At 67.2% G+C, this 26,797-nt stretch carries 26 protein-coding genes; 11 read left to right on the top strand and 15 right to left on the bottom strand.

Going from position 1 to position 26,797, the window contains the following annotated elements; genetic code table 11:
- Window positions 1-16 precede the first annotated feature (16 nt).
- Entirely contained in the window at window positions 17-724 is a 708-nt protein-coding gene (locus tag K883_RS07780) for a DUF427 domain-containing protein (protein WP_036454157.1), read from the top strand.
- A gap of 55 nt (window positions 725-779) precedes the next feature.
- Here the strand turns inward: K883_RS07780 and K883_RS07785 are convergent, their stop codons facing one another.
- The 3 genes from K883_RS07785 to K883_RS07795 are packed head-to-tail and all read right to left on the bottom strand — an operon-like array spanning window position 780 to window position 3,782.
- Complete coding sequence (locus K883_RS07785; protein ID WP_020823836.1) at window positions 780-1,955, bottom strand: acyl-CoA dehydrogenase family protein; 1,176 nt, start codon at window positions 1,953-1,955, stop codon at window positions 780-782.
- A complete protein-coding gene (locus tag K883_RS07790; RefSeq protein ID WP_014712534.1) occupies window positions 1,956-2,876 on the bottom strand; it encodes an LLM class F420-dependent oxidoreductase in 921 nt (306 codons plus the stop codon).
- 15 nt (window positions 2,877-2,891) lie between these two features.
- Window positions 2,892-3,782, bottom strand: a complete 891-nt coding sequence (locus K883_RS07795; RefSeq protein WP_020823837.1) for an acyl-CoA thioesterase — start codon at window positions 3,780-3,782, stop codon at window positions 2,892-2,894.
- A 132-nt stretch (window positions 3,783-3,914) separates the two neighbouring features.
- Here K883_RS07795 and K883_RS07800 point away from each other — a divergent pair, with 132 nt between their 5' ends.
- The 6 genes from K883_RS07800 to K883_RS26560 all read left to right on the top strand — a co-directional run bounded on the left by K883_RS07800 (window position 3,915) and on the right by K883_RS26560 (window position 10,495).
- Window positions 3,915-4,391 carry an SRPBCC family protein gene (locus K883_RS07800; protein ID WP_008262011.1) on the top strand — a complete coding sequence of 159 codons (477 nt, stop codon included), beginning with the start codon at window positions 3,915-3,917 and terminating at the stop codon, window positions 4,389-4,391.
- Window positions 4,392-4,463: 72 nt separating this feature from the next.
- Window positions 4,464-5,282 carry an SMP-30/gluconolactonase/LRE family protein gene (locus K883_RS07805; RefSeq protein WP_008262013.1) on the top strand — a complete coding sequence of 273 codons (819 nt, stop codon included), beginning with the start codon at window positions 4,464-4,466 and terminating at the stop codon, window positions 5,280-5,282.
- Between the two features lie 18 nt (window positions 5,283-5,300).
- Window positions 5,301-6,122, top strand: coding sequence for a thioesterase family protein (locus K883_RS07810; RefSeq protein ID WP_008262015.1), 822 nt, complete (start codon window positions 5,301-5,303; stop codon window positions 6,120-6,122).
- 15 nt (window positions 6,123-6,137) lie between these two features.
- Window positions 6,138-6,683: a TetR/AcrR family transcriptional regulator gene (locus tag K883_RS07815; protein WP_008262018.1), complete on the top strand. Its 546-nt coding sequence runs from the start codon at window positions 6,138-6,140 to the stop codon at window positions 6,681-6,683.
- A 411-nt stretch (window positions 6,684-7,094) separates the two neighbouring features.
- On the top strand, window positions 7,095-8,378 hold the full coding sequence (locus tag K883_RS26555) for an SIR2 family protein (protein WP_081656354.1): 1,284 nt from the start codon (window positions 7,095-7,097) through the stop codon (window positions 8,376-8,378).
- A gap of 302 nt (window positions 8,379-8,680) precedes the next feature.
- Window positions 8,681-10,495, top strand: coding sequence for an ATP-binding protein (locus K883_RS26560; RefSeq protein ID WP_255358942.1), 1,815 nt, complete (start codon window positions 8,681-8,683; stop codon window positions 10,493-10,495).
- A gap of 330 nt (window positions 10,496-10,825) precedes the next feature.
- On the opposite strand, the gene K883_RS07825 is transcribed toward K883_RS26560, so the two are convergent.
- From K883_RS07825 to K883_RS07835, 3 genes are read right to left on the bottom strand one after another with little or no spacing between them, the layout of a single operon-like run.
- Window positions 10,826-12,166: an FAD-binding oxidoreductase gene (locus K883_RS07825; RefSeq protein ID WP_020823841.1), complete on the bottom strand. Its 1,341-nt coding sequence runs from the start codon at window positions 12,164-12,166 to the stop codon at window positions 10,826-10,828.
- Window positions 12,167-12,187: 21 nt separating this feature from the next.
- On the bottom strand, window positions 12,188-12,940 hold the full coding sequence (locus K883_RS07830) for a glucose 1-dehydrogenase (protein ID WP_008262027.1): 753 nt from the start codon (window positions 12,938-12,940) through the stop codon (window positions 12,188-12,190).
- A gap of 16 nt (window positions 12,941-12,956) precedes the next feature.
- Entirely contained in the window at window positions 12,957-14,057 is a 1,101-nt protein-coding gene (locus K883_RS07835) for an NAD(P)H-dependent amine dehydrogenase family protein (protein ID WP_008262029.1), read from the bottom strand.
- A gap of 110 nt (window positions 14,058-14,167) precedes the next feature.
- Here K883_RS07835 and K883_RS07840 point away from each other — a divergent pair, with 110 nt between their 5' ends.
- Complete coding sequence (locus K883_RS07840; RefSeq protein WP_020823842.1) at window positions 14,168-15,058, top strand: alpha/beta hydrolase; 891 nt, start codon at window positions 14,168-14,170, stop codon at window positions 15,056-15,058.
- Here K883_RS07840 and K883_RS07845 read toward each other — a convergent pair.
- Window positions 15,055-15,690: a TetR/AcrR family transcriptional regulator gene (locus K883_RS07845; RefSeq protein WP_008262031.1), complete on the bottom strand. Its 636-nt coding sequence runs from the start codon at window positions 15,688-15,690 to the stop codon at window positions 15,055-15,057. The genes K883_RS07840 and K883_RS07845 overlap by 4 nt on opposite strands.
- Before the next feature lie 157 nt (window positions 15,691-15,847).
- Between K883_RS07845 and K883_RS27455 the strand changes: the two genes are divergently transcribed.
- The gene (locus K883_RS27455; RefSeq protein WP_003874194.1) at window positions 15,848-15,973 is read left to right on the top strand and encodes a hypothetical protein; all 126 of its coding nucleotides are present in this window, start codon (window positions 15,848-15,850) and stop codon (window positions 15,971-15,973) included.
- Window positions 15,974-15,991: 18 nt separating this feature from the next.
- On the opposite strand, the gene K883_RS07850 is transcribed toward K883_RS27455, so the two are convergent.
- The 4 genes from K883_RS07850 to K883_RS07865 form a co-directional block, all read right to left on the bottom strand.
- Entirely contained in the window at window positions 15,992-17,416 is a 1,425-nt protein-coding gene (locus K883_RS07850) for an NAD(P)(+) transhydrogenase (Re/Si-specific) subunit beta (RefSeq protein ID WP_008262033.1), read from the bottom strand.
- Window positions 17,413-17,742, bottom strand: a complete 330-nt coding sequence (locus K883_RS07855) for an NAD(P) transhydrogenase subunit alpha part 2 (RefSeq protein ID WP_008262035.1) — start codon at window positions 17,740-17,742, stop codon at window positions 17,413-17,415. Before K883_RS07855 ends, K883_RS07850 begins: the two co-directional genes overlap by 4 nt.
- A gap of 9 nt (window positions 17,743-17,751) precedes the next feature.
- Window positions 17,752-18,846 carry a Re/Si-specific NAD(P)(+) transhydrogenase subunit alpha gene (locus K883_RS07860; RefSeq protein WP_036429568.1) on the bottom strand — a complete coding sequence of 365 codons (1,095 nt, stop codon included), beginning with the start codon at window positions 18,844-18,846 and terminating at the stop codon, window positions 17,752-17,754.
- 244 nt (window positions 18,847-19,090) lie between these two features.
- A complete protein-coding gene (locus K883_RS07865) occupies window positions 19,091-19,552 on the bottom strand; it encodes a nuclear transport factor 2 family protein (protein ID WP_008262039.1) in 462 nt (153 codons plus the stop codon).
- A 120-nt stretch (window positions 19,553-19,672) separates the two neighbouring features.
- On the opposite strand from K883_RS07865, the gene K883_RS07870 reads away from it, so the two are divergent.
- Window positions 19,673-20,893: an acyl-CoA dehydrogenase family protein gene (locus K883_RS07870; protein WP_008262041.1), complete on the top strand. Its 1,221-nt coding sequence runs from the start codon at window positions 19,673-19,675 to the stop codon at window positions 20,891-20,893.
- Complete coding sequence (locus K883_RS07875) at window positions 20,886-21,719, top strand: tyrosine-protein phosphatase (RefSeq protein WP_008262043.1); 834 nt, start codon at window positions 20,886-20,888, stop codon at window positions 21,717-21,719. The genes K883_RS07870 and K883_RS07875 overlap by 8 nt, the downstream gene beginning before the upstream one ends.
- 27 nt (window positions 21,720-21,746) lie before the next feature.
- Here the strand turns inward: K883_RS07875 and K883_RS07880 are convergent, their stop codons facing one another.
- The 4 genes from K883_RS07880 to K883_RS07895 form a co-directional block, all read right to left on the bottom strand.
- Window positions 21,747-22,610 carry an SDR family oxidoreductase gene (locus K883_RS07880; RefSeq protein WP_008262046.1) on the bottom strand — a complete coding sequence of 288 codons (864 nt, stop codon included), beginning with the start codon at window positions 22,608-22,610 and terminating at the stop codon, window positions 21,747-21,749.
- Between the two features lie 56 nt (window positions 22,611-22,666).
- Entirely contained in the window at window positions 22,667-24,100 is a 1,434-nt protein-coding gene (locus tag K883_RS07885) for an aldehyde dehydrogenase family protein (RefSeq protein WP_009956640.1), read from the bottom strand.
- A gap of 105 nt (window positions 24,101-24,205) precedes the next feature.
- A complete protein-coding gene (locus tag K883_RS07890; protein ID WP_008262049.1) occupies window positions 24,206-25,783 on the bottom strand; it encodes an LCP family protein in 1,578 nt (525 codons plus the stop codon).
- A 52-nt stretch (window positions 25,784-25,835) separates the two neighbouring features.
- Window positions 25,836-26,777, bottom strand: a complete 942-nt coding sequence (locus tag K883_RS07895; protein ID WP_008262051.1) for a class I SAM-dependent methyltransferase — start codon at window positions 26,775-26,777, stop codon at window positions 25,836-25,838.
- Between the last annotated feature and the right edge of the window lie 20 nt (window positions 26,778-26,797).

The raw sequence follows: 26,797 nt of genomic DNA on the forward strand, positions 1-26,797 counted from the left end.
CAACCGGGAGGAACGCATGACTCTGGTGGCCGGGCGGGGACCGCTCAGCAGCGATCCGGCGGGGCGCTTCTCGCCCGCCATACCCGACGGGCCAGAAGGGATTGTGTACGTCGAGCCGCATCCCCGGCGCGTGCAGGCGGTCAAGGACGGGCGGCTGGTGATCGACACCGAGCGGGCGCTGATGGTGCACCGGCGGGGCCGTCCGCTGAGCTACGTCTTCGCGCCCGACGACGTCGGCGACCTGCCGACTGAGCCCGAGCCGGAGGCCCCGGGTTTCATTCATGTTCCCTGGGACGCGGTCGACACGTGGTTCGAGGAGGGGCGCAAACTCGTGCACTACCCGCCCAATCCCTATCACCGCGTCGACTGCCGTCCGACGCAGCGCCGCCTGCGCGTCCGCGTCGGCGGCACCACGCTGGTCGACACCGACGACACGACGATCCTCTTCGAGACGGCGCTCGAGCCGAGGTTGTATGTCGACCCGGCGCACGTGCGCACCGATCTGCTGGTGCGCTCCGAGACGTCGAGTTACTGCAACTACAAGGGCTTTGCGACGTATTGGTCGTTGGTCTCGGGTGAGCGCGTCGTCGAGGACGTCGCCTGGTGTTATCCCGATCCGCCGCCGGAAAGCCTGCCGATCAAGGGATTTCTCAGCTTCGACGACACCCGCGCCGACGTGCTCGCCGAGCTGCCCGGTGGCCCCCGCGATCCCGCGAGAGTGTAACTGGCAACGCATCTCCCGGGTGCCACCGCCGGTGGTGACACTCTCGCGGCAAAGGTCAGCGGCCGTAGCTGGGACGCCCGAGCCCCAGCTCGTGCTGGGCGATCATGTTGCGGAACACCTCCATGGTGCCGCCGTAGATTCCGGCGGGCACGCCGTGGCGGAAGATGAACTCGATGGCGCCGTCGTCCGCGGAACCCGTTGTGTCGGTGGGCAATGCCGAGGCCGTCCCCAGCAGGTCCATCAATTCCTGGGAGACCTCCCGCATGGTCTGGATGAGGCCCACGCGCCCGTACATCCCGGGAGTCGACATGGCCGCCTCGATCCGGGCCACGGCGCGCCCGAGGCGGTATTTCGTCGCCTCGTCGTCGATCGGGCGGCGCCCGTCGGCATTGGGCGTGGCCAGGATGGCCGCGACCCCGTCGGCCGCCTCGGCCATCAGCTGGCCGTGCTCGGAGAGCATCGAGATGTTCTGCAGGCCATGGTCTTGGACCTCGGTGATGCCGTGTTCGGCGTCGAGGGCGAACCGCATCACCGTCCACCCGCCGTTGACCTCGCCGATCCGGTAGAGGTCATCGACCCGCACGTCGCTGTAGTACACGATGTTGGTGCGGTCACCATCCAGCGTGCGGATGCCCTGGATCTCGATGCCCGGCGAATCCAGCGGCACCAGAAACATGGTCAGGTTCTTGTGTCTCGGTCCTTGCGGATCGGTGTTGGTGAGCAGGAAGACGTACTTGGCGTTCTGCGCGTTCGAGGTGAACATCTTGGACCCGTTGATGACCCACGCGTCGCCGTCGCGCACGGCTCGCGTCTTGCAGGTGGCGACGTCGGAGCCACCCTCGGGTTCGGTGTAGCCCAGGCAGAGCCGGATCTCGCCGGACAGCACGCCCGGCAGCACCGCGTCGACGAGTTCGGCCGCCCCGAACTGCTGCACCAACCGCGCGACGACCGCCGTGGTGCCCCAGTGGAACCACGGGGCGTGGGCACGACCGATCTCGAGGTGAAAGATCCGGCGGCGCACCGGATTGAAGCCGCCCTCGGACTCCAGCTTCCAGTCCGATTCCAGATAACCGGCTTCGCCCAACGCCAAATGCACCGGTTCACTGAAGTTTTCACCGGTCTCCCGGTCACGCCGCCGCACCTCATCGGTGACATGCTCGGCGATGAACTCCCGGAACTGATCGTAGAAATCCTGGTCCTCGGGTGAGAGCGCGACGCGGGAGAAGTCCATTCAGGCCGCGTCGATCACGAGGGTGCGGAAACGGTCGAGGGTTTCGAGCGCATGCGTCATGCTGTCGCCGGGCAGGTGGACACTGACCCACGTCACCCCCAGCTTCGCCAACCTGTCCAGGCCGTCGAGGTACGCGTCGGCGTTGAACGCGTCATCGGCGGGGCCGCCGCCCTCGAAGTTGGTGAAGGTGATGTCGATCGCCGACCAATCCCGGCCCGCCGCATCGCATCTGCGTCGCAGGTCCTCGATGCCCTCGGCGAGCTTTTGCACCGAGTCGATGGTGGCCGTGCCCGCGGTCTGCGCCAACTGGGGCGGGGCGGGAAACGGGCACCAGCCGTCGCCGTACTGCGCCACCCGCTGGCGCGACGCGGTGGTGTTGCCGCCGATCCAGATCGGCGGGTGCGGGCTGCTCAGCGGCCGGGGATGCGCGGTGATGCCGCGCGCGCTGAAGTGCTTGCCCTCAAAGGAGATGTCGTCTTCGGTCCAGACGGCCCGGATCACCTGCAGCGCTTCCTCGAACAGCTCGGCGCGCTCGTCGTAGCTGACGCCCAGCGCCGCGAACTCGCGCTTGAGGTAGCCCACGCCCACCGCGAGGGTGAAGCGGCCGCCGGATAGCAGATCCAGGGTGGCGCCGGACTTGGCCACCACGAACGGGTTTCGGTACGGCAGCACGACGATGTTGGGAATCAGCCGCAGGGTGGAGGTGGTGGCGGCGGCGAAACCCAGTGCGACGAAAGGGTCTAACGCGTCATGCCCGCCCGCGTCCAGCCACCGCTGCGACGGCGCGGGGTGATCGGTGAAGCCGAAACCGTGGATCCCGGCCGCTTCGGTGGCCGCGGCCACCTTGCCGATGCCGTCCCCACTGACCAATTCCGGGTTGTAGGGATGGCTGTGCATCGGGTGGGTGATGGTGAAGCGCATCTGATTTTCCAGCCGTCAGAAGCGCGCGCGGGAATCGATCGCGGTGTCGCTGGTCCGCAGCGGGCGGATCAGCGCCTCCTGGGAGAACGACGCCAGCAGGTCCCCCTCCTCGGCGTGCACGGTGCCGCGCACGTACGACATGCCCGCGCCCACCTGGGTGCTCTCGTGGGTGTAGAGGAGCCAGCCGCTCCAGCGCGCCGGCTCGTGGAAGGCGACCGAGATGCTCATCGGCGCGGTGGACACGGTCAGGTGCGCCTGGGCGGTGCCGATGCCCTCGTGCGCGCGCATGGTGGTGGAGATCCCCAGGTGACCGGTGAAGTACGCCAGCAGCGCCTTGGCCAGGTCGTCGCGGGTCGGGATGGGGTCGTAGTGCAGCCACGCGTAGAGCTCCGGCGGGCCGACCTCGTCGGGGCTGTTGACGTCGACAACGTCCACCAGGCGCAGCTCGCGGCCGACCATCGGCATCGGTGAGGGGTTGGCGTCGGCCGGCGCGGCCACCTCGGGGCGCGGCAGGTGGTGACGGATGACGTCGGCGGTCGGGACGTCGGCCAGCACGGTGATGCTCAGGCACCGGCGGCCGTTCTGGTGCACGGCCACGACGGCGGTGGCGGTGGACCGGCCCTCGGCCACGACGTCGAGGATCAGCTCGATCGGCGGGCCGACGGTCACGGCGCGGGAGAACACCGCGTGCGCCGAGCGCACCGACTTGTCCGGGAATCGTTTGCCCACCGCGACAATCGCCTGTGCGAGCACCTGGGTGCCCTCCACCACCTGGCGTTCGTCGCCGCCGGCGATGCCGGTCTCGCCGGTGAACCGGTCCTGCCCATCGGCCTGCACGTCAAACAGACCCAGCAGGCCTTGCACCGTCCACTCGGTCTGCTGAGACTCCTCGGAAGCTTTCGTCAAATCCGCTCCACCTCTCGCGCTAGCAGCTCAGGGCTCAGCGTGACACTTTGAGTAGGATTTGTAAAGCTTGGCTAACAAGACCGCGGCCCGGCGGACCAGCCCGCCGACGAAAAGCGCAGGGAGGCAACGCCATTGGGTATCGTGACCACCACTTCGGAGACCGCGTTCACGCAGTCCGCCGAGACCGTCTACGACTTCGTCACCAACCCGTTGAACTGGACCAAGACCTACCCCGGCAGCGCGCACATCGGCGGGTTGCCCGACCTACCCCTGAAAGTGGGTGACACCTGGGAGGAAGCGGGGCCCGACGGCGACCGGATCTTCCGCTGGCAGCTGGCCGCCGCCGTGCGGCCGACGCTGTTCGTGTTCACCTCGATCGGCCGCCTGGGCCATGACCGCGACGGGAACGGCGGCATGGAGGGCAGGATCACCGTGTCGTACCACTTCACCCGGCCGGGCCAGGACGTCACGCTGTTCTCCCGGACCATGACGATCGAGGCGTACAAGCACGCGCCCCTGCCGGATCAGCTCTTCATCCAGGCCAACCCGGCGAAGATCGACGCCTACCACGAGGCCGTCGCACGAGAACTCGCCCGGTCGGCAGATTGACACCGGTACCCGCGGTGCGTGACACTTTTTCGGTGTTTTGTAAAGCGGAAGGTTGGCCAAAGGCATGAGCGGATGATCCCCGAGCCGCTGGCCAACGGGTTCTGCTTCGGCGAGGGGCCGCGCTGGTTCGAGGGCCTGCTGTGGTTCTCCGACATGCTAGGCGAGGCGGTCCACACCTCGACCATGGGGGGCTCGCTGACCACGCTGCCGTTGCCCGGGCACTCGCCGTCGGGCTTGGGTTTCCGTCCCGACGGCTCGCTGCTGATCGCGTCGACCGAGGACCGGCGGGTGCTGCGCTACGACGGCGAAAGCGTCGCCACCATCGCCGATCTCGCCGACGTGGCGCCGGCCAACCTCGGTGACATGGTCATCGACGACGTGGGCCGCGCCTACATCGGATGCCAGGCGCTGCGCGGCGGCGTGATCGTCCGCCTCGACCCCGACGACAGCGCGACCGTCGTCGCCGAGGATCTCGACTTCCCCAACGGGATGGTGATCACGCCGGACCGCACGACGCTGATCGTCGCCGAGTCGACGGGCCGGCGGCTGACCGCGTTTTCGATCGGCGATGACGGTGGGCTGACCGATCGCCGGATCTTCGCCGACGGCCTGGACGGGCCGCCCGACGGCATCGCGCTCGACGCCGAGGGCGGGGTGTGGACGTCGATGACCCTGGCCCACCAGTTCGAGCGGATCGTGGCGGGCGGGGACGTGACCGACCGGATCGACATGGGCGATCGGGTCGCCATCGCCTGCGCGCTCGGCGGCCCGCAGCGCCGCACCCTGTTTCTGTTGTCGAGCACGGACGCCTATCCTCAGCGCCTGGCCGGCACCCGGCTTTCCCGGCTGGACGCCGTCACGGTGACCACTCCCGGCGCCGGCCTGCCCTGACCCCCGAAGAGGTTGACGATGACCGACGCCTACTACGAGCTGATCGACCCGGCCGACGCGCCGGGCGAGAAGTTCCGGGCGACCGACCTGGCGCGCGGCACCTGGTCGGCGGCGATCCAGCACGGCGGTCCGGTGTCGGGGCTGCTGGTCCGGGCGCTGGAGCGGTGCGAACTGCGCGACGACACCCGCCTGTCCCGGGTCGTGATCGACCTGCTGGGCGGGGTGCCGGCCGAGGGCGACCTGTGGGTCCGCTCGCAGGTGCAACGGCCCGGCAAGCAGATCGAACTCGTCAGCGCCGAGATGCTGGCGCCGGGTCCCGACGGCGCTCCCCGGCCGGTGGCGCGCGCCACCGGTTGGCGGTTGCAGCACCAGGACACCGAGGAGCTCGCGCACGCCGCGGCTCCCCTGCCCCGGCCGAGGGCCGAGGCCTACGACCGCAACCTCAAGGCCAAGGACTGGGACCGCAACTACGTGCACAGCCTCGAGTGGCTGTGGCTGACCGAGCCGTTGAGCGAAGGCCCGGGCGAATCGTGGATCAACCCGACCGTCGACCTGGTCAACGGCGAGTCCATGACCCAACTGGAGCGGCTGTTCGCGGTCGCCGACTGCGCCAACGGCATCGGCAGCAAGCTGGACATCACCAAATGGACCTTCCTCAACACCGATCTGGCCGTGCACGTGTTTCGTGTCCCCGACGGTGATTGGATCGGGATCAGGGCGGAAACCAGTTACGGGCCGGACGGGATCGGGACGACGATCGGCACATTGTTCGACGAACAGGGCGCGGTCGGCGCCATCCAGCAGTCGGTGCTGGTGCGCCGGCGCCCGCCTCGGGCCTAACGTGGAGGCGAAAACATGAGCCACCCGATCCGGTCGACGACGATCGCCGACACCGACACCTCGACCCGTCAGCGCATTCTGGCGGCCACCGCCGAGGTGCTCGGCCGCAACGGCAAGACCAAGCTGAGCCTGTCCGACGTGGCCACCCAGGCGGGCGTCTCCCGCCCGACGCTGTACCGCTGGTTCGCGTCCAAAGAGGAGTTGCTGTCGGCGTTTTCGGCCTACGAGCGACAGATCTTCGAAAGCGGCCTCGTTAAGGCCACCGCGGGCCTCAAGGGCGTGGACAAGCTCGACGCCGTGCTGCGGTTCATCGTCGATTACCAGCACTCGTACTCCGGCGTGCGGATGGTCGACGTCGAGCCCGAGCACACCATCGCCCAGTTCTCGTGGGTGATCCCGCAGATGCGCGAGGGCTTACAGCGGCACCTGCCCGGGCCCAACTCCGCGGTGAAGGCGGCGACGGTGATCCGGATCGCGATCTCGCACTACATCGTTCGCAGCGACGACGCGGATCAGTTTCTGGCGCAGCTGCGGCACGCGGTGGGGATCAAGGGCAACTAGTCGAACAACGCTTCGCGTTAACTACACGTCGGCCGATAGTCATGGGTCCAACAGGTCGCTCCAGTCCGGGTTGAGCCAGTGGCCCAAGTCAGCTCCGTTTATCGCGATGTCGTTCAACAGTTCTGTCTGCCGGCGACCGAATTCGATGGATGACAGCGGTTATCTATGAGATTGTCAGGGCAGAGTTTCGGCCACAGCTATATAGATCCCTCGCTGGAACATCTCGCCGGTCGGGACCACCGATGTTGGCAGACCACTCGGTGAAAATCGCGGTCGTTTGACGGTTTAGCCGATAGTGTCGGCGATAGGCCATGAGCCGCGAGGGAGTGGCAATCACCTGGCGCAGCAGCTGCGCTGGGATCAGCTATCTTTCGTGGTTTGCGCAGCCATGTCCTCTTCGCGTTTGGAGGGATGATTCTTGTGTCCGGCAACAACAGCGACGACCCTGGTTCGCGGCCACTGCTTCCTGCAGATCGCTTGATACTCGGCGAGCGTAAATGGGCGCCTGGTGACCCCCTGCCACCTCGTCGCTATGTTGAATCATTCATTGCCTCCCTATTACAGAGCGAACACCTGAACCTTCTCGTCGGATCGGGGCTCACCACTGGCTTAGCGATCGCAGCGGACGTCGACACCACGGCCGACCTTAACGCAGAGATCACGACCGGCAATGCCGAGTTGGACGAGATGCTGGAGACGGCGGCCGTCGCATCGGCGCGGGCAAGCGGCCGAGGCGAGCAACCAAATGTGGAAGACAGACTTCGCGTCGCATTGCAGACGCATGCCGGCCTCTCGATACTGCGTGACAGCCGCGCCGCAGTCCTGCGGGAGGCGATCGACAATGTTCTCAGCTCGGTGCGCGACTCGGTTGTGGCCATTGAGGCTGGCATCCGCGCACACTCTCATGACGCGTCGAACGGTGGCATACGCGCAGTCAATCTCCTCACATCGTTTTTGGCGACATTCGTAGGCCGAGTTCCCACCCGCGATCGGGTGCAAATCTTCACGACAAACTACGACAGGGTCATCGAGTGGGGAGCTGATCAGGCTGGCTTCAGACTCCTCGACAGGTTTATCGGATCACTCGAGCCGGTGTTCCGATCATCTCGACTTGAGATCGACTACCACTACTCGCCGCCGGGCAGCTACAAGGAACCCCGGCACCTCGACGGTGTGTTTCGACTGACAAAGCTGCACGGCTCGCTGGATTGGCGCTGGATTCAACACGAGCACCAGGTCGTTCGCGAGCCATCTACCTTTGGAACGGCATCAAGTGTGCTTGCCGACGAACTTCTCATTTACCCAAACGCAGCCAAAGATGTTGAGACATCTCTGTATCCATATGCCGACCTATTCCGGGACTTTTCGGCCGCTGCTTGCCGGCCGAATAGCACCCTAGTGACTTATGGTTACAGCTTCGGCGACGACCACATCAACCGTGTTATCCATGACATGCTGACTATTCCTAGTGCACACCTTCTCATCATCGCATTTTCCGATGACGGCGAGCGCATAAGCAGATTCATTGACACCTATCGCCGAACGGGACAAGTGAGTCTGATGTTGGGGCCATCTTTCGCGAATATTGCTCGGCTGACGGAAAACTGGCTGCCCTGGCCAGGAACGTCCCCCTTAATTGGTTCACAGGTAGGCGCAGCCCACACTGAGGACCAAGAAGGGGGCGACAAATCATGATCGACGGGAGATCCTGGGATCCCGTCAGTCAAGAATCACTCGTGGTTGGGCATGTAGTCGAAGTGACGCCCTCGGTCGTCACCGTAGAACTCGACGTCGAGGCACCGCACGGGACCTCCATTAGTCAAGGGGTACTTCAACGTTTCCCGACTGTAAACGGGTTCGTTGCACTGCCATGCGAGGCGGGGGTGATTTTGGCGATCGTGCTATGGCTAGGCATTGTCGACAAGCCAACTCTCGCACACTCCCGGCAAGACTCGAACATACTGGGCCTGCCCTCTGCTGGGCGCCGGCTGAGGGCAATGGCACTCGGTCTGGTACGTCGCGATGCGAGCGGCGTTCTCGCTCTCGAACGCGGCGCGCTTACATTTCCCACCGTCGGAGATCCCGTTCGACTCCCCACTGGATCGGAAGCTGCACTTGCCGTACCGCTAATCGCCAGTGGCGGTGTTCGCATCGGGACCGCGCCAATGGCGGGCGACAGTCCGGTCGTATTGAGCCCTAATCGCCTTTTCGGACGCCACCTCGCAATCCTTGGCAACACAGGCAGCGGGAAGTCGTGCTCGCTTGCGCATATGTTGCGAGCGAGCGCAACTCTAGCTACCGAAGAAGGCGGGACATTCCGCGCCATCATTCTCGATCTTAACGGCGAATATGGACGGACCTTTGCCGATCTTGAGGCATCCGTACCGGTCCGGCGCTACACCGTCGAACCCGATCCTGACGGGACTGTTGAAACTTTGCGAGTTCCCTACTGGTTATGGAGCTTTCGCGAGTGGTCCGCGTTTGCCGCGGCGAGCGGACGTAGCCAGGCGCCGGTTCTCCGCCAAGCGCTCCATATATTGCGGACGTCGGCATATGGCGGGGTACCCCAGGGCGTTGTAACGGTCGTTGCGGGACGTCGAATAATTCTCGAATTCCAATCTGAGCGCGTTTTCACGAAGGACGTCGCGGCCAAGCTTTCGGACTTGGACCGAATCATGAAGTCGTGCAAGGCTGTGCATGACGCGGCTGGCGATAAGGCGGTGGATGAACTTCGCGCACTTTATACGGTCATCTCCGCAGTCCTAAACCCGAAGCGAGGCAATGACCCACGCTATCCATGGGTATTGGGAGTTACTGGTCCGTCGGTAGAGGAATGCCGTCAATTGTGCTCAGCATTCGACGATGCGCTTACGGCACTTGGTGTTCCAAGCATGGTGGGTGACGTGTCTAGCGTCGACACGCCGACCCCGTTCGATGCGCTGGATCTTGTTCAATTGATCGAGCTCATTGGCGTCCATGCTGGCGCCGATGTCGCAAGCTGGGTAGCCCCGATGCAGGACAGGCTAACGGTCGCAATGAGCGACCACCGCATGAATAACGTGTGCGCTTACCGCGACGACGAGACACTCGCGAAATGGATCGACGACCTCATAGGTACAAGCCCAAAAGGTCAAATTTCGATTCTTGACTTGAGTTTAATACCTTCTCAAGCTCAACACGTAATAGCCAGCGTCATCGCCCGGTCCGTTCTCGAGGTTCTGGAGCGAGGACGTCGTGTTGAGGGTGCGGCACCGGTGATTCTCGCGATCGAAGAAGCCCACGCATTAGTGCGACGACACGCCGACAGCTCGCTGGACGAGGTATCAACCGGGATGGCCGACTTGTGTCGCGAGGCGTTCGAGCGCATCGGCAGGGAAGGGCGCAAGTTTGGTCTATCACTAGTTGTCTCCTCGCAAAGGCCAAGTGAGCTATCTGAAACTGTTCTTTCCCAATGCAATACATTCCTTGTCCATCGAATAGTCAACGCCCGCGATCAAGATCTAATCCGACGGTTGGTACCGGATTCGCTTGGCGACCTTGTCAACGAAGTGTCGGCATATCCTGCTCGCACGGCGTTACTCCTCGGAGCTGCCGCTGAAATCCCCGTGCTCGTAGAAGTTGAGGAACTCGACGAACGCTACCGTCCCAACGCTTCCGACCCCGACTTCGAAGCCGCATGGCGAGAGGGGGCCCCGCTGAACGCGGCGAAACTGTCAGCGGTTTGGGCGCCACCGCAGCGCGAGCAGCCCTTGAATGAGAGCTCAAATGTCGACACGATGGATCAGCCTGACGACGAGGAGCCTCCGTTCTGAGCTCTGCCCCGCCTCCTAGTACTCACTGGCACACCGTGCTCAGGATTTCGTCCAAGTGCGGCCACAAAGCTTTGCGGGTTCTCGGCCCCACGGCTCGGCGCGAACGATGGCAAGCATCGTTTATGAATCATTGACGACTGTCGATGAAGCTTCGCGATGCAGGACTCGGCCATGTCGTACTTGCGACCGCGCGGTCCCGCTAAATCGCTTTGGCTATTCCGATGTTACCGCCCAGACAGTCGGCAGAAGGTCGTCTCCGCCTGACGGCGCAGAGACCGACGCGATTATCGCAGCAGTTAGGGGCGTGCCTTCTTCCGGCTTCATGCTCGCCTACTCGAACAACACCGCGGCGTTGAGATACCCCGTCGGGTCCAGCGCCGCCTTGAGCGTGCGCATCGCGGCGATGTCCGCGGGCTCGCGTGACATCGCGAGGTAGGGCCGCTTGCGGCTGCCGACGCCGTGCTCGGAGCTGACGTTGCCGCCGCACCGCGCGATGAGGTCCATCATCGGCTCATAGAGCGCCCGCTCTTGCTCGCCCGGGCAACGCAATACGTTCAGGTGCAGGTTGCCCTCGCCGATATGCCCGAACAGCACCGGCAGCGCCCCTGGGGCGTGAATAGCGACCAATTCAACGGCGTGCCTTTCGAATTCGCTGATCGCCGACAACGGCAGCGACACGTCGAACTTCAGCGGCGGACCGTACACGCCCAGCACCTCGGCCAGCGATTCGCGCACCTGCCACAACCGTTGCTGCGCAACGAGATCCACGCCCACCGCCGGCTCGCCGCGCATCGGCACGTTGTCGAGCAAGTCGGCGAGGCGCTCGGTCTGGTCATGGTCGGCGGCCAGCTCCACCAGCAGCAGCCAGTCCCCGGTGACCGGGGCCCCGACGCCGCGATGCTCGCGGGTCAGCGCGGCGGCCCGGCCGTCGATCAATTCCAGGGCCGCGATGCCATCCACGTCGCGGAAGATCCGGCCGGCGGCCACCAGCGCGTCGAGGTCGGCGAATCCGCAGATGGCGGTCACCCGGTGCGGGGGGATGGCATGCAGCCGCAGATCCAGCCCGGTGATGACGCCGAGCGTGCCCTCGGCGCCCACGAACAGCGCCGGAAGGTCATAGCCGGTGTTGTCCCGGCGCACCCGGCTGTGGCGGCGCAGCAGCGAGCCGTCGGGCAGCGCGACCTGCACGCCGATCACCTGCTCGCCCATGTTGCCGTACCGGACGGTGCGCAGGCCGCCGGCATTGGTCGACGCCATGCCGCCGACGGTCGCCGTGTCGCGGGCGGACAGGTCCACGCCGAACACGAGATTGGCCGCGGCCGCAGCCCGTTGCACCGCGGCCAGGGTGGCTCCGGCGCCGACCTCGATGCGGCTCTCGACGGTGTCGACGTCCCCGATGGCGTGCAGCCGCTCGGTGGACAGCAACACGTCGTCGTGTTCGGGGACGGTGCCGGCCACGAGCGAGGTCCGGCCGCCCTGCACCGTCACGTGCGCGCCCGCGTCGCGGCACACCCGCAGCACCTCGGCGACCTGCTCGCCCGAGCCCGGCCGCACCAGCGCGCTGGCCCGCCCGCGGTAACGGCCGGTGTGGTCGACGCTGCGCGCCGCCAGCACGTCGGGGTCGGTGACGACGTGGTTCGGCCCGACCAGGCTTGCCAAAGTGCTCAGCATGCTCGCGGTTATAGCACCGCCCTAGAACAGGTTTTTGTGCGGCACGTCGGTGACCAGGCCGCCGTCCATGACGAATTCGCTGCCGGTGGCGTACGACGACTCGTCGCTGGCCAAAAACAGGATGAAGGTCGACACCTCGCGGGACTCGGCCGGGCGGCCGAGCGGGATGGTCACCATGTCCTCGGGCAGGTGCTTGGTCATCGGGGTGCGGATGAAGCCCGGGTGCACGGAGTTGACCCGGATGTTGTGCGGCGCCAGTTCCAGGGCGGCGGACTTGGCCAGGCCACGCACCGCCCACTTGGAGGCGACGTAGGGATGCACCATCGGCGCGCCGCGCAGGCCCTCGATGGACGAGACGTTGATGATCGAGCCGCCCCCGGCCGCGATCATCGGCTCGACGGCCACCCGCATGCCCAGGAACGTCCCGGTCAGGTTGACGTCAATCACCTTCTGCCACTTGGCGAGATCGAAGCTCTTCAATGGGCCGAGCGCGACGGTCCCGGCGTTGTTGACCAACACGTTGAGCTTGCCGAATTCGCCGATCGCGGTCTGCACGGCGGCGTCCCACTGGTCGGGTTGGGTGACGTCGAGGTGCACGTAGCGCACCGCGTCACCGATCGCATTGATTTCAGCGGCCACGGCTTCTCCCTCGTCGTCGAGGATGTCGCCGATCACCACCTTGGCGCCTTCGGCCGCCAGCAGCCGCGCGTGCTCGGCGCCCATCCCGCGCGCACCGCCACTGATGAGCGCAACTTTGCCGTCTACCCGTCCCACAGGGGGCTCCTTTCGATTAAGAGGTCACCAAAGTGCTTGGTGCGTAAAGGCCTTTTCCGGTGACCAGCGGCAGGTCGAGCGTGGTCCGGATGCCGGGGGGCGCCGCGATCACCGCGGGGATGGCGTTGACGACGCGGCCCGCGGCGCCCGCGATCGCGGCGTGATTGTGGTCGCCCTTGCGGCTGCTGGGAATGATGTCGACCGCATAGGACGGCTCGCCGGTGATCTCGACGCGGTAGGAGCCGTCGCCCGCGGCGGGCTGGGGCAGGTCGGGGCGCAGGTCGGGCCGCAGCCGGGTGACGTGCTCGATGACGATGGCGGGGTGGCCCTTGACCATGCCGCGGATCTCGAACTGCAGCACGGCCACGGTCCCCTTGGCGACGCGGCCGACCGCGATGTCGAAGTCCTCGGGCGCGGGCTCGCGCTGGTAGGACTCGGTGATCTCGTCGACCTCGATGCCCAGGCCGGCCGCCAGCTGACGGATCGCGGTGCCCCAGGCGATGCTGAGGATGCCCGGCTGCAGCAGCATCGGGATCTCGTCCATGGGCTTGGCGAATCCCATGTAGTCCATGACCTCGGTCCCGTTGTAGGACGCGTAGTCGTGAATCTCCATGCAGCGCACCTGCTCGATGCGCTGACACGTCCCGGCGAGCGCGAACGGGATCAGGTCGTTGGCGAACCCGGGGTCGACGCCGCTGATGAAGATGCTCGAATTGCCTTGCTTGGCAGCGTCTTCCACGCGGGCGATGTACTTGTCGGGCATCACGCCCCACGGGTACTGCAGCAGCCCCGGCGAGGACCCGACGACGTTGATCCCGGCGGCCAGGATGCGCATCACGTCGGCCATGGCCTCGGGCAGCCGGGTGTCGCCCATCGCGCAGTAGACGACGCACTCGGGCTTGGCGGCGATGATGGCGTCCAGGTCGTCGACGGCCGCGACGCCCGTCACCACGCCGGCGTCCAGGCCGACGCCGCACAGCTCGCCCGCGTCCTTACCCACCTTTTCCGGGGTGGAGACGCACACCCCGGTCAGCTCGAACTGCGGGTTGGTGATCAGTTCGGCGAGGGCCAGCCCACCGACGTTGCCGGTACCGACGTGCGCGACGCGGATCGCCATGACAGTCTCCGTCCGTTGAGCGCTCAAAACGTTTCTAGACACTAGTCCATTAATTTGGGCGCGCATACCTGCGGACCGCCCGTGGACCGCGGGGGCAGAATCAACCGTTGATGACTACACGCGAAGACCTTCGGTTCCCGTCCGGCGACGACCTGATCAGCGCCTGGCTCTACCGCCCGCCGGGCGACGGCCCCGCGCCGCTGCTGGTGATGGCCCACGGCCTGGGCGCCGTGCGGAGCATGCGCCTGGACGCCTACGCCGAACGCTTCAGCGCGGCCGGCTACGCGTGCCTGGTGTTCGACTACCGCAACTTCGGCGACAGCGGAGGCCGGCCCCGTCAGGTCCTCGACGTCGGCATGCAGCTCGCCGACTGGGCCGCGGCCGTCGACTACGCGCGCACCCTACCGGGTGTCGATCCCGCTCGAATCGCGTTGTGGGGCACGTCTTTTGCCGGCGGTCACGTGATCGCCACGGCGGCGCGGCTGCCGGGCATCGCCGCGGCCGTCGCCCAGTGCCCCTTCACCGACGGCATCGCGTCCGCGCGCACCATCACCAACCCGCTGATCACCGCGCGCATCACCGCGCGGGCGGTGCGCGACGTGCTCGCGAGCAAGCGGGGCCGGCCACCGGTGATGGTCGCGACGGCGGGGCGGCCCGGCGAGGTCGCGTTGATGAACACGACCGACGCGTACGAGGGCTACCTGCGGCTGGTGCCCGACGGCGCCGACGTACGCAACGAGGTCGCCGCCCGAATCGCGTTGCAGGTCTTCACCTATCGCCCGGGACGCCTGACACCGAAGATCGGTTGCCCGATCCTGTTCTGCGTGTGCGAGGCCGACTCGGTGGCCCCCGCGGCGACGACGCTGCGCCACGCGGCCAGAGCGCCCCGCGGCGAGGTCAAGCTGTATCCCGAGGGCCATTTCGCGATCTACGTCGACGACGCGTTCGAGCGGGTGGTCGCCGACCAGCTCGCGTTCCTCGACAAGCACCTACGGGCTTAGGGCCCCAGCGGCGAGGTCGTGCGGATCGCCTCGTCGCGGATCAGTCCGCGCAGCAGCGCCGTGCTGAACTCCGCCGCGATCTCCTTGGCGGAGCGCCGCCCGCTGGGCCGCAGCCAGCGATAGCTGCCCAGCGTCATGCCGATGTAGCCCAGCGCAAGCACGTGCGAATCGCACTGGTAGAACTCGCCGCTGGCGATCCCGCGGTCGATCAGGCCGTGCACGTGGTGGTAGACCTGCGCTTCCTTCTCGCGGACCTCGGCGACCTGCTCGCTGGTGAACCACTCGGTGATGTAGGGCTGCTCCTGGAAGTACACCGCGGCGCGCTCGGGGTCGCTGGCGATGCCGGTCAGCAGCCGGACGGTGTACTGGTAGAGCGCCTCGCGCGCGGTCCAGGACGGGTCGTCGTGCACGGCGGCCAGCGTGCCCTCGGCGGCCTGGCGGTAGATGTCGAACAGAATCAGCGACTTGCTGGCGTAATAGTGGTAGACGGTCGCCTTGTTCAGGCCGATCACGTCGGCCACGTCGTCCATCCGGGTGCCGTGATAGCCGCGCGCCGCGAACAGCTTGGTGGCGACGGCCAGCAGCTCTTCGCGCCGCGTTTGCCCATTGGGTGTGACGCTGTCGGTGGGCATCTGTTCTCACTATCGTCGGTACGGGCAGGCCAGGCCCGGTTCGGCCAAGAATAACTATCAATCAACTGGTTGGACAGTTTAAGCAAAAACGCCGGGTGTCACGTCGACGGGCATGCGACTAGACTCCTCCTCGAACGAGATTCGAGAGGTGGGACCGATGGATCCGAGCCCGGATTACGACGGAAGCGACGAGATCGAGTTCTTCATGCGGTACCTCACCTGGGGCTTGCGCGGTGTCACCGACGGCAACGGGTACCCGCCGCCGGCATACCCGCCCGTTTAAACGCCCAGCGCCAGCGCTTTATAGCGCCTTGAGTTCCTCGGCGACCTCGGTCACCGACTTCTTCGCATCCCCGAACAGCATGCTGGTGCCCTCGCCGTAGAACAGCGGGTTGTCGATGCCCGCGAACCCGGAGTTCATCGATCGCTTCAGCACGATCACCGACTTGGCCTTGTCCACGTTGAGGATCGGCATGCCGTAGATCGGGCTGGACGCGTCGTTGCGGGCCGCCGGGTTGGTGACGTCATTGGCGCCGATGACGATCGCGACGTCGGTGCGCGCGAACTCGTCGTTGATGTCGTCCATGTCCTTCATGGCGTCGTAGTCGACCTCGGCCTCGGCCAGCAACACGTTCATGTGCCCGGGCATCCGGCCGGCGACCGGGTGGATGGCGTACTTGACCTCCACGCCCTTGTCCTCCAGGAGGGCCGCCATGTCCTTCACCGCGTGCTGCGCCTGCGCGACGGCCAGGCCGTAGCCCGGCACCACGATCACCTGGTTGGCGTAGGCCATCTGGATCGCGGCGTCCGCGGCCGAGGTGGCCTTGACGGTCTTGTCTCCCCCGCCATCGCCACTGGGGGCCACCCCGCCGCCGCCGAAGCCGCCGGCGACGATCGCCGGGATCGAGCGGTTCATGGCCTTGGCCATCAGGTTGGTCAGGATCGAGCCGGACGCGCCGACGATCATGCCGGCCACGATCATCGCGGTGTTGTTCAGCGCCAGACCGGCGGCCGCGGCAGACAACCCCGTCATCGCGTTGAGCAGCGAGATGACCACGGGCATGTCCGCGCCGCCGATGGGCAGCACCACCATCAGGCCCAGCACGCCGGCCGCGGCCAGCAGCCCGATCATCCACCACAGGGACGCCCCGCCGGTGCCGGGATGGGCGTGCACCCCGACCACCACCGCCGCGGCCACCGCGGCGACCAGCAGCAGCAGGTTGACCGGCTGCTGGGCCCTGCCGAAACCGATCGGTGCGCCCGAGATGATCTCCTGCAGCTTGCCGAACGCGATGATCGATCCCCAGAACGAGATCGACCCGATGATCGCGGCGAACAACGACGCCACCACGATGTGCACGGTCGGCGACTCACCGTGCTGGAAAGCCGAAAAGCCTTGCGTCTCAATGAATTCCGACAGCGCGATCAGCGCGACGGTGCCGCCGCCGACGCCGTTGAAGAACGCCACCAGCTGCGGCATCGCCGTCATCTTGGTGTAGCGCGCCGGCGGGACACCGAGCACCACGCCCACCACCAGGCCGGCGATGATCAGCACCCATTGGTCGGTGTGGCGGATCTTGACCAGCGTCGCGGCCACCGCGATCGCCATGCCCACCGCGGCGATCAGGTTGCCCCGCACCGCCGTTTTGGGCCCGGTCAGGCCCATCAGGCCGTAGATGAACAGGGCGAACGAAATGATGTACAGGCCGATGACCAAGTAGTTCATTTGGCGGCCGGCTCCTCACTCGCGGCGGGCACCGGTTTCTTCTTGCCCTTGAACATGCCCAGCATCCGGTCGGTGACGATGAACCCGCCGATGACGTTCAGGGTGCCGAACACGACGGCCACGAACAGGATGATCTGCACCGCCAGCGAGGGGTGCTCGACCGAGCCGAACACCACCAGCGCGCCCAGCACCACGATGCCGTGGATGGCGTTGGTGCCCGACATCAGCGGCGTGTGCAGCGTGTTGGGCACCTTGGAGATGACCGCGAACCCGACGAACCCGGACAGCACCAGGATCGCCACGTTGGCCAACAGTTCGTCGTACATGTAGTCCTCTCAGTCCCGCGTCACACAGGAGTCCGCGATGACCTCGTCGTCGAAGTCCGGCGCCAGCTTGCCGTCGGTGAGCAGCAAGTCCAGCAAAGCGGTGATGTTCTTGCTGTAGAGCTCGGAGGCGTGCTCGGGCATCGTCGCCGGCAGGTTCAGCGGCGACGCGATGGTGACGTCGTGCTTGACGACCGTCTTGCCGGGTTCGGTGAGCTCGCAGTTGCCGCCGGTCTCGCCGGCCAGGTCCACCACCACGCTGCCGGGCTTCATCGCCTCCACGGCCGCGGCCGTCACCAGCCGCGGCGCGGGACGGCCCGGGACCAGCGCTGTGGTGATCACGACGTCGAAGCCGCTGATGGCCTTCTCCAGCGCCTGCTGCTGCTGCGCGCGCTCCTCGTCGGTCAGCTCGCGGGCGTATCCGCCCTCGCCGGCCGCTGTGATTGTTTCTGAGATCCCGAGCTCGAGCCACTGCGCGCCCACCGAGCGCACCTGATCGGCCACCTCGGGCCGCACGTCGTAACCGGTGGTGCGGGCACCGAGCCGCTTGGCCGTCGCCAGCGCCTGCAGCCCGGCCACCCCGACCCCGAGCACCAGCACGGTGGCCGGCTTCACCGTTCCGGCGGCCGTCGTCAGCATCGGGAAGAACCGGGTCGCCTCCGAGGCCGCCAGCAGCACGGCCTTGTAGCCGGCCACGTTGCCCTGCGACGACAAGGCGTCCATCGCCTGTGCGCGCGAGATCCGCGGGATGGCCTCCAGGGCGAACGCCTGCACGCCCGCCTGCTTCAAAGCGCCGATCGAGTTCTCGGCGTTGCGCGGCGCCAGGAAGCCGATCAGCGTCTGCCCGCTGTGCAGCTTGCCGACCTCGTCCGCGGTCGGTGGCGCGACCTTGACCACGATGTCGGCGGCCCACGCGTCCCCGATGGTGGCGCCGGCCTCGGTGTAGAGCGCGTCGGGCAGCAGCGCCCGTTCGCCCGCGCCGGACTCGACCACGACCGCCACGCCGCTGCCCACCAGCGACGCCACCGCCTTCGGCACCAGCGCGACCCGCCGCTCGTCGGCCCCGGACTCGGAGACCACTCCTACCGTCGTCTGCGCATCTGTCATGGCGCGTACATCTACTTTCCGTACTCTTACGTACTGTCCGTGCCGATGGGCGTGGCGCTGGCTCGGCCGCGCGCTTCGCTACCTTAACCAGGTTCCGCCATGGATGGGTGATCGGCTCTGGGCCACCCGGGGCGGGATACCCCGCCGGCGGGCGATCGACTCCCGGTCGATGGTTCGCCGCCGCATGCCGATGCAGTAGCGGCCACACCGTTGTGAGGTCACAAGGCGTCGTTGTTGCCCGCCGCTACCAGAGCGGGATGTCGTGGCCGCGTCCGGACGACGGGCGGGGCCCGAAGATGCGTCGCTGCGATTCGTCGATCGGCACGTCGTTGATGCTGGCTTCGCGGCGGGCCATCAGCCCCGACTCGGCGAACTCCCACAGCTCGTTGCCGTAGCTGCGATACCACTGCCCCGACTGGTCGCGGCACTCGTATTGGAAGCGGACCGCGATGCGGTTGTCGTGGAAGTCCCAAAGAACCTTGCGCAGCGCGTAATCCAGTTCGCGCTGCCACTTGCGGGTCAGGAACGCCACGATCTCGTCGCGGCCCACGATGTGCTCTCCGCGGTTTCGCCACCGCGAATCGACCGTGTAGGCCAGGCTGACGCGGTGCGGGTCGCGGGTGTTCCAGGCATCCTCGGCCGCCCGCACCTTCTGCATCGCGGTCTGCCGCGTGAACGGCGGGAACGGAGGGCGGGATTCGGTCACGCCCCAATCCTGCCGCGAGCAGACACAGAATCGCACTAATCCGCACTGCAGCATGCGATTTTGCGTCTGCTCGCGCCGTCCAATAACGCGTGACCTATCGTGACGGGCATGGACTTCGCGATGTCGGCCAAGGCCAGCGACTACCACAAGCGGCTGACCGATTTCATGACCGAGTACGTGTTCCCGGCCGAGGCCGACTACGACAAGTTCCGTCACGAAGCCGGCCCGCACGACCACACGGTTCCGCCCGTCGTCGAGGAACTGAAGATCAAGGCCAAGCAGCGGGGCCTGTGGAACCTGTTCCTGCCGGCCGAATCGGGCCTGACCAACCTCGAATACGCGCCGCTGGCCGAGATCACCGGCTGGAGCCTGGAGATCGCCCCCGAGGCGCTCAACTGCGCGGCACCCGACACCGGCAACATGGAGACGCTGCACCTGTTCGCCACCGAGGAACAGCGCACGCAGTGGCTGGAGCCGTTGCTGGCCGGCGAGATCCGCAGCGCCTTCTCCATGACCGAGCCGGCCGTGGCCAGCAGCGACGCCCGCAACATCGAGACCTCGATCGTGCGCGACGGCGCCGACTACGTGATCAACGGCCGCAAGTGGTGGACGTCGGGCGCGGCCGACCCGCGCTGCAAGATCCTGATCGTCATGGGCCGCACCAACCCCGACGCCGCGAGCCACCAGCAGCAGTCGATGGTGCTGGTGCCGATGGACACGCCCGGCGTGACGGTGGTGCGCTCCACCCCGGTCTTCGGCTGGCAGGACCAGCACGGCCACTGCGAGATCGTCTACGACAACGTGCGTGTGCCGGCCACCAACCTGCTCGGCGAAGAGGGCGGCGGCTTCGCGATCGCCCAGGCCCGGCTCGGGCCGGGCCGCATCCACCACTGCATGCGCGCGCTCGGCGGGGCCGAGCGCGCCCTGGCCCTGATGTCCGACCGCGCCCAGAAGCGGGTGGCGTTCGGGCGCCCGCTGGCCGAGCAGGGCGTGGTGCGCGAGTCAATTGCCAAGTCCCGCAACGAGATCGACCAGGCACGGCTGCTGTGCGAGAAGGCGGCGTGGACCATCGACCAGCATGGCAACAAGGCCGCTCACCTGCTGGTCTCCCAGATCAAGGCGGTGGCCCCGCAGGTGGCCTGCGACGTCATCGACCGCGCCATCCAGGTGCACGGGGCCGCCGGCGTCAGCGACGACACGGTGCTGGCCCGCCTGTACGGCTGGCACCGCGCCATGCGGATCTTCGACGGCCCGGACGAGGTGCACATGCGAACCATCGCGCGCGCCGAGCTGGGCCGGGAAAAGTCGGCGCTCGCCGCGGCGGTCACCGCGCATGACTGAGGCGTTGCGAGAACTGTCGGGCGCGTGGAACTTTCGTGACGTCTCCGACGGCGCGCCGGCGCTCAAACCCGGGCGGCTGTTCCGCTCCGGCGAACTGAGCGGGCTCGACGACGACGGCCGCGCGACGCTGAGCCGGCTGGGCATCACCGACGTCGCCGATTTGCGGGCGGCCCGTGAGGTCGCGCGGCGCGGGCCGGGGCTGGTTCCCGACGGCGTCGAGGTGCACCTGTTGCCCTTCCCCGATCTCGGCGAGCAGGACGCCGGGACCGACGACGCGGCGCCGCACGAACACGCCTTCCAGCGCCTGCTCACCGGCGAGGGGGCCGAGGAGCAGTCGGGCCAATCCGTCGATGAGGCCGCCACCCGCTACATGATCGACGAATACCGGCAATTCCCAACGCGGAACGGGGCGCAGCGGGCGTTGCACCGCGTCATCTCGCTGCTGGCCGACGGGCATTCGGTGCTGACGCACTGCTTCGCCGGCAAGGACCGCACCGGCTTCGTGGTGGCGACGGTGCTCGAGGCGATCGGCATCGACCGCGACACCATCCTGGCCGACTTCCTGCGCAGCAACGACGCCGCGCCCGCCCTGCGGGCGCAGATCTCCGCGATGATCGCGCAGCGCCAGGACGCCGAGCTGACCCCGGAGGTGGTGACCTGGACCGAGGCGCGGCTGTCCGACGGCGTGCTCGGGGTCCGCGAGGTCTACCTGGCCGCCGCGCGCCAAACCATCGACGAGGAATTCGGTTCGCTGGACGCCTATTTGCGCGCCGCGAGCGTCAGCGAGTCAGACGTGGAGCGCCTGCGCGAGGCGCTGCTCGCCTGACCCGCCGACCACTCGGGAAGGCCGGGCTCAGCCCAGCTTGAAGCTGGCCTGCTGGGCGGCGGACAGGTCGGTGATCTGGCCCCACTTGGCGGCGATGTCCTCGACCGACGGCACGCTGTCGAAGGTGATGCCGTCGTTCTGGAACAGCGCGGTGCGCTGCACCTTGCCGCCGCCGACGATGAACACCGAGTCGGTGTCGGTCAGCTCCTCGGTCATCAGGTAGGCCACCACCGGGGCGACGTACTCCGGGGTGAGCTTCTCGAAGACCTCCGGCGGCAGGATGTCCTGCGTCATCCGGGTGGCGGCGATCGGCGCGACCGCGTTGGTCTTGATGTTGTACTTGGCGCCTTCCTGGGCCAGCGTGTTGATCAGGCCGACGAGGCCGAGCTTCGCCGCGCCGTAGTTGGCCTGCCCGAAGTTGCCGAACAGCCCGCTGGTGGAGGTGGCGACGACGACCCGGCCGAAGCTCTGCTCACGGAAGTGCGGCCACGCGGCGCGGATGACGTTGTACCCACCGTAGAGGTGCACCTTGAGCACGGCGTCCCAGTTCTCGAAGGACATCTTGTGGAACGTGCCGTCGCGCAGAATGCCCGCGTTGCTCACCACACCGTCGACCTTGCCGAATTCGTCGAGCGCGGTCTTGACCATGTTCTCGGCGCCCTCGGGCTCGGCGACGCTGTCGTAGTTGGCGACCGCCCGGCCACCGGCGTCCTTGATCTCCTTGACCACCTCGTCGGCCATGTTGTGGCCGGCGCCGGTGCCGTCGCGGGCGCCACCGAGATCGTTGACCACGACGCTGGCGCCCTCCTTGGCGAGGGTCAGGGCGTACTCACGGCCCAGTCCCCCACCGGCTCCGGTGACGATGACGACGCGATCCTGCACTCCGGGCATTAGGTTCCTCTCTGCTGTGAAAAACTTTGTCTAGCAACTGGTTCGGCGAAGCCGGGTCAGAACATCCGGCGGGCCATCTTGAAGGCCCGCTCGGTGTATGGAGGGTAGATGAAGCTCGACAGGTCGGGGCGGGTGGGCTTGGTGAGGACCGCCTTGCGGTGGCTGAACTCGTCGAAGCCCCACTTGCCGTGGTAGGCGCCCATGCCCGACGCGCCGACGCCACCGAAGGGCAGCTTGGCCGTCGACACCTGGAAGGCGACGTGGTTGACCAGCATGCCGCCCGCCGGCACCTCCTTGATCACCCGCTCGCGGGTCTCGCGCCGCTTGGTGAACAGGTACGCCGACAGCGGCTTGGGCCGCGAGTTCACGAAACGTATTGCCTCGTCCAGGTTTTGGACGGTGATCACCGGCAGGACCGGACCGAAGATCTCGTTCCGCATCAGCGGGCCGTCCGGGTCGGGGTCCACCACCACCGCGGGCTGGATGCGCAGCGTCGACGCGTCGCATGCCCCGCCGACGGTGACCGTGCCGTCCTTGCCGGAAAGGTAGCCGCTGATCCGGTCGAACTGCCGCTGGTTGACCACCCGCATGCCGTCCGGTTTGTCGGAGGTGAACTTGGTGATGGCGGCGCCGATCTTGTCGACCAGTTCGTCGCGAATCGTGGCGTCGGCCAACACGTAATCCGGTGCGACGCAAGTCTGTCCGGCGTTGAGCAGTTTCATCCAGGCGATCCGCTTGGCCGCCACCTCCACGTCGGCATCCGCCGCGACGATGACCGGGCTCTTGCCGCCGAGCTCGAGCGTGCAGGGCGTCAGGTGCGGCGCCGCGCCCTCATAGACCTTGCGGCCGATCTCGGTGCCGCCGGTGAACATCACCCGGTCCAGGCCCTGGGCGATGAGCTCCTGGCTGGTCGCGCCGTCGCCCTCGATGACCGCGATGGCGTCGTTGTCGAGGTACTTGGGCACCAGCTCGGCCATCACGCGCGAGGACGCGGCCGCGATTTCCGACGGCTTGAGGATCACGGTGTTGCCGGCGGCGATCGCCCCGACGGCCGGGCCCAGCGTGAGGTAGAAGGGGTAGTTCCAGGCGCCGATGATCAGCACGGTGCCGTAGGGCTCGTATTCCACCCAGCCGCGGCCGGGCAGCTGCGGCAGCTCCAGCAGTTGATACTTGCGCCGCGTCCACTTGCGCACGCGCTTGGCCGCGTACTTGGCCTCACCGGCGGTGGTGGCGATGTCGGCGATGTAGGCCTCGAAGGGGCTGCGGTCCAGGTCTTCGGCGAGCGCGGCGGCCAGCGCGGCCTCGTTCTCCTCCATCAGCTTCACCAGCTGCAGCAACTGCCGCTTGCGCCAGTCGACGTCGCGGGTGCGTCCGGTGGCGAAGGTCTGACGAAGCCGGGCAACCGTGGCGGCGACGTCGGCCGAGCCGGTCCCGTTCGTGGAGTCCTTGGAGAGCGATGCCTGCGATGCAACCGATTCGGTGGTCATCATTGTCCTTCCCGAGCAGAGTCCCGCCGCGGGGCGGCCGCTCATCGGTGATAACCGCGATACTAACCAGCCGGTTGGGAGAGCAGTAGAAAGGATCGGGCCGCGCGGTTACTTGACGCAGGGGACGCTCGAGTCCGTCATCTGGCTGAGGTCGGTCGGCGCCGGGGCGCGGTCGCCGCTGCCGGTGGCGGCGACCGCACTCACCTGCCCGGACGACGGCGCGTCGCCGGCCGCGCCGGGTTGGGCTTCGGAATGGGAGAGGTAGTCCGCCGCGGGAAACCGCGTTCCCACGGTCAGCCGGACGGTTCCGGAGGCCACCGAGGGATCCGCGGTCGCGGGCACGCGCAGTTGCTCGGACAGGACCTGCGCTCCCGCGTCGGCCCCGGGACCGTATTCGATCGTGCTGTCGTCGGCGGGGGCGGCGGCAGTCGTGGCGCTGCCCCGGGTGAAGCCCCGGCCGGTGAGGGCCTCCTCGAGGGCGGCCGCGAGTCCGTCGCGCGAGCTGGCGTTGACGACGTCGAGGATGACGGGTTCGGTCAGCGCAGGCGGTGACTGGGCCGCCGGCGACGCGGCGTCGAGCGCGGCCGGCGCGTCGGACATGAAGCGCTCGTTGACGATGCGCCGGATGGCCGCAAGGTCGACGAGGTTGATGTCGGAGCCGTTCGCGTCCTTGCCGAAGCCGGAGATCGGCAGGGTGTACAGCGACAGCGGCCGCCCGGTCAGCCGCGAGGCCCGCGCCGCGAACTGCCCGAGGTCGAGCCCGGCGTCGACGGCGACGTTGTCCCGGGCGACCTCGAGCATTTTGCGCAGCCCGCTCATGCTGGACAGCGCGCCGCCGCTGCGGGCCGCCTCGACCAACGACACCAGGAACGCCTGCTGGCGCCGCGTCCGATCGAAATCGGTGAACGAGCCGTCGTTTTCGTCGCGCCGCTGCCGCACGAAGGCCATCGCGTCGGCCGCATCGATGCGCTGCACACCCTGATGGAAGTCCGCGCCCGAGTAGCTATCACGCGTATCGCCGTTGAGGCACACCGTGATTGGCTCCACCGCCTTGGCGATCTGGTAGAAGGCGCCCAACGTGACCTCGACGAAGTGGTCGACCGAGATACCCAAAAAGTCGCTGACGGCGCTGATTTCGGCCTTGCGGCCGGCCTCGCGGGCGGTTTGCTCGCGGGCCGCCAGATCGGTCGACCCCGCGCCGCCCGAGTCCCCGGCGGCCTGCGTGTTCAACGATTGCTGATACGCCAGGCCGTACGCCTGCTTGATCTTGCCCGTGCACACCGAGCCGGGGCAGCCCGGCAGCTCGGCGTAGTCGTCGCGGGGAATCGACACCGCGGTGACGGGCCCGTCACGGTCCGAAATGTGCACGACGATAAGCACATTGGCGTTGTAGCCGCCCGAGGTTTCGTCGCCGGCGTGCAGCGCGTCGTAAACCTCCTGCGGTAGCGGCCGACCGTTCTGGTCCAACCGGCTGTCCAGGCCCATCAGCAGGATGTTCTGGTTGTCGCCGAGCGAGGCCGCCCCATTCGGCAGCGCGTGGGAGATGATGATCCGGCCCAGGGCGGTGTGGTAACCCGTCCAGCCGATTCCGGTGATGGCCATGACGAAGGCCGAAGCGATGCCGGCGACGAGCCGGCCCTTCAACAGCACCCAGCGGTGTGATCGCTGCGCCGCGCCGCCGCCCATAATGAGTCATCATTATGGGCGATGACCTGCCGATACGGCGGTAACCGCGCCGTTACAGGCGCTCGGCGATCACGAAGTCGGAGAAGGCGTCCTTGTCCTGGTCCAGCTCGAAACTCTGCACCCCGCGGTTCAGGCGGTGCATCTCGTCGATCGAGTTCTGCGCCGTGGCGCGCCAGCCGTGGTCGTTGAGCCAGTCGGCGAGGTTCGCGCGGTGCTCGTCGCGGTACATCAGCTCGCCGACGTCGATGGTCTCCTCCAGGCCGAGCTGGTCGGCGACCTTCTTGAACCGTTCCCGCATCTGCTGGCGCCGCTCCTCGGCGTGCATCGGTGCGGTTTCGGCGGAGACCCGGCTGCCGGCCGGACTCAGCTCGCCGATCTGCGTGAACAGCTTGTCCTGCGCCTCGGCGGGCAGGTACATCAGCAGTCCCTCGGCCAGCCAGGCGGTCGGCCGGGTCGGGTCGAAACCCGCGGCGCGCAGCGCGGCCGGCCAGTCTTCGCGCAGGTCGATCGCCACCTCGCGGCGATCGGCGGACGGCGTGGCGCCGCTTTCGGCCAGCGTGGTGGTCTTGTAGTCCAGCACCTGGGGCTGGTCGATCTCGTACACCGTGGTGCCGGCCGGCCAGTCGAGGCGGTAGGCCCGCGAGTCCAGCCCCGACGCGAGGATCACCACCTGCCGGATCCCGGTGGCGACGGCGTCGGCGAAGTACTCGTCGAAGAAGTGGGTCCGCACCGCCTGGTAGCCGCGCATGTGCTGGATCCGGGCGGCGGATTCCTCATCGATGGCTTCGATCTTGGCCACGACGTCCGGGTCGAGCATGGCTTCCCACAGGACGTCGGCACCGGCGTTGTTGACGAGCAGCCGGGCGTAGGGATCGCGGATCAGCGCGTCGGGCTGCTCGGTCTCGATGGCCCGCGCGGCGGCCACCATGACCGCGGTGGTGCCGACGCTGCTCTTGATGTCCCAGGTGTCGTCGTGGGTGCGCAGCGAGCTCATGCATTAACTCCTTGGGTCTT

Origin of the sequence: Mycobacterium sp. TKK-01-0059 (assembly GCF_000709305.1) — a bacterium.
Classification (GTDB): Bacteria; Actinomycetota; Actinomycetes; order Mycobacteriales; family Mycobacteriaceae; genus Mycobacterium; species Mycobacterium intracellulare.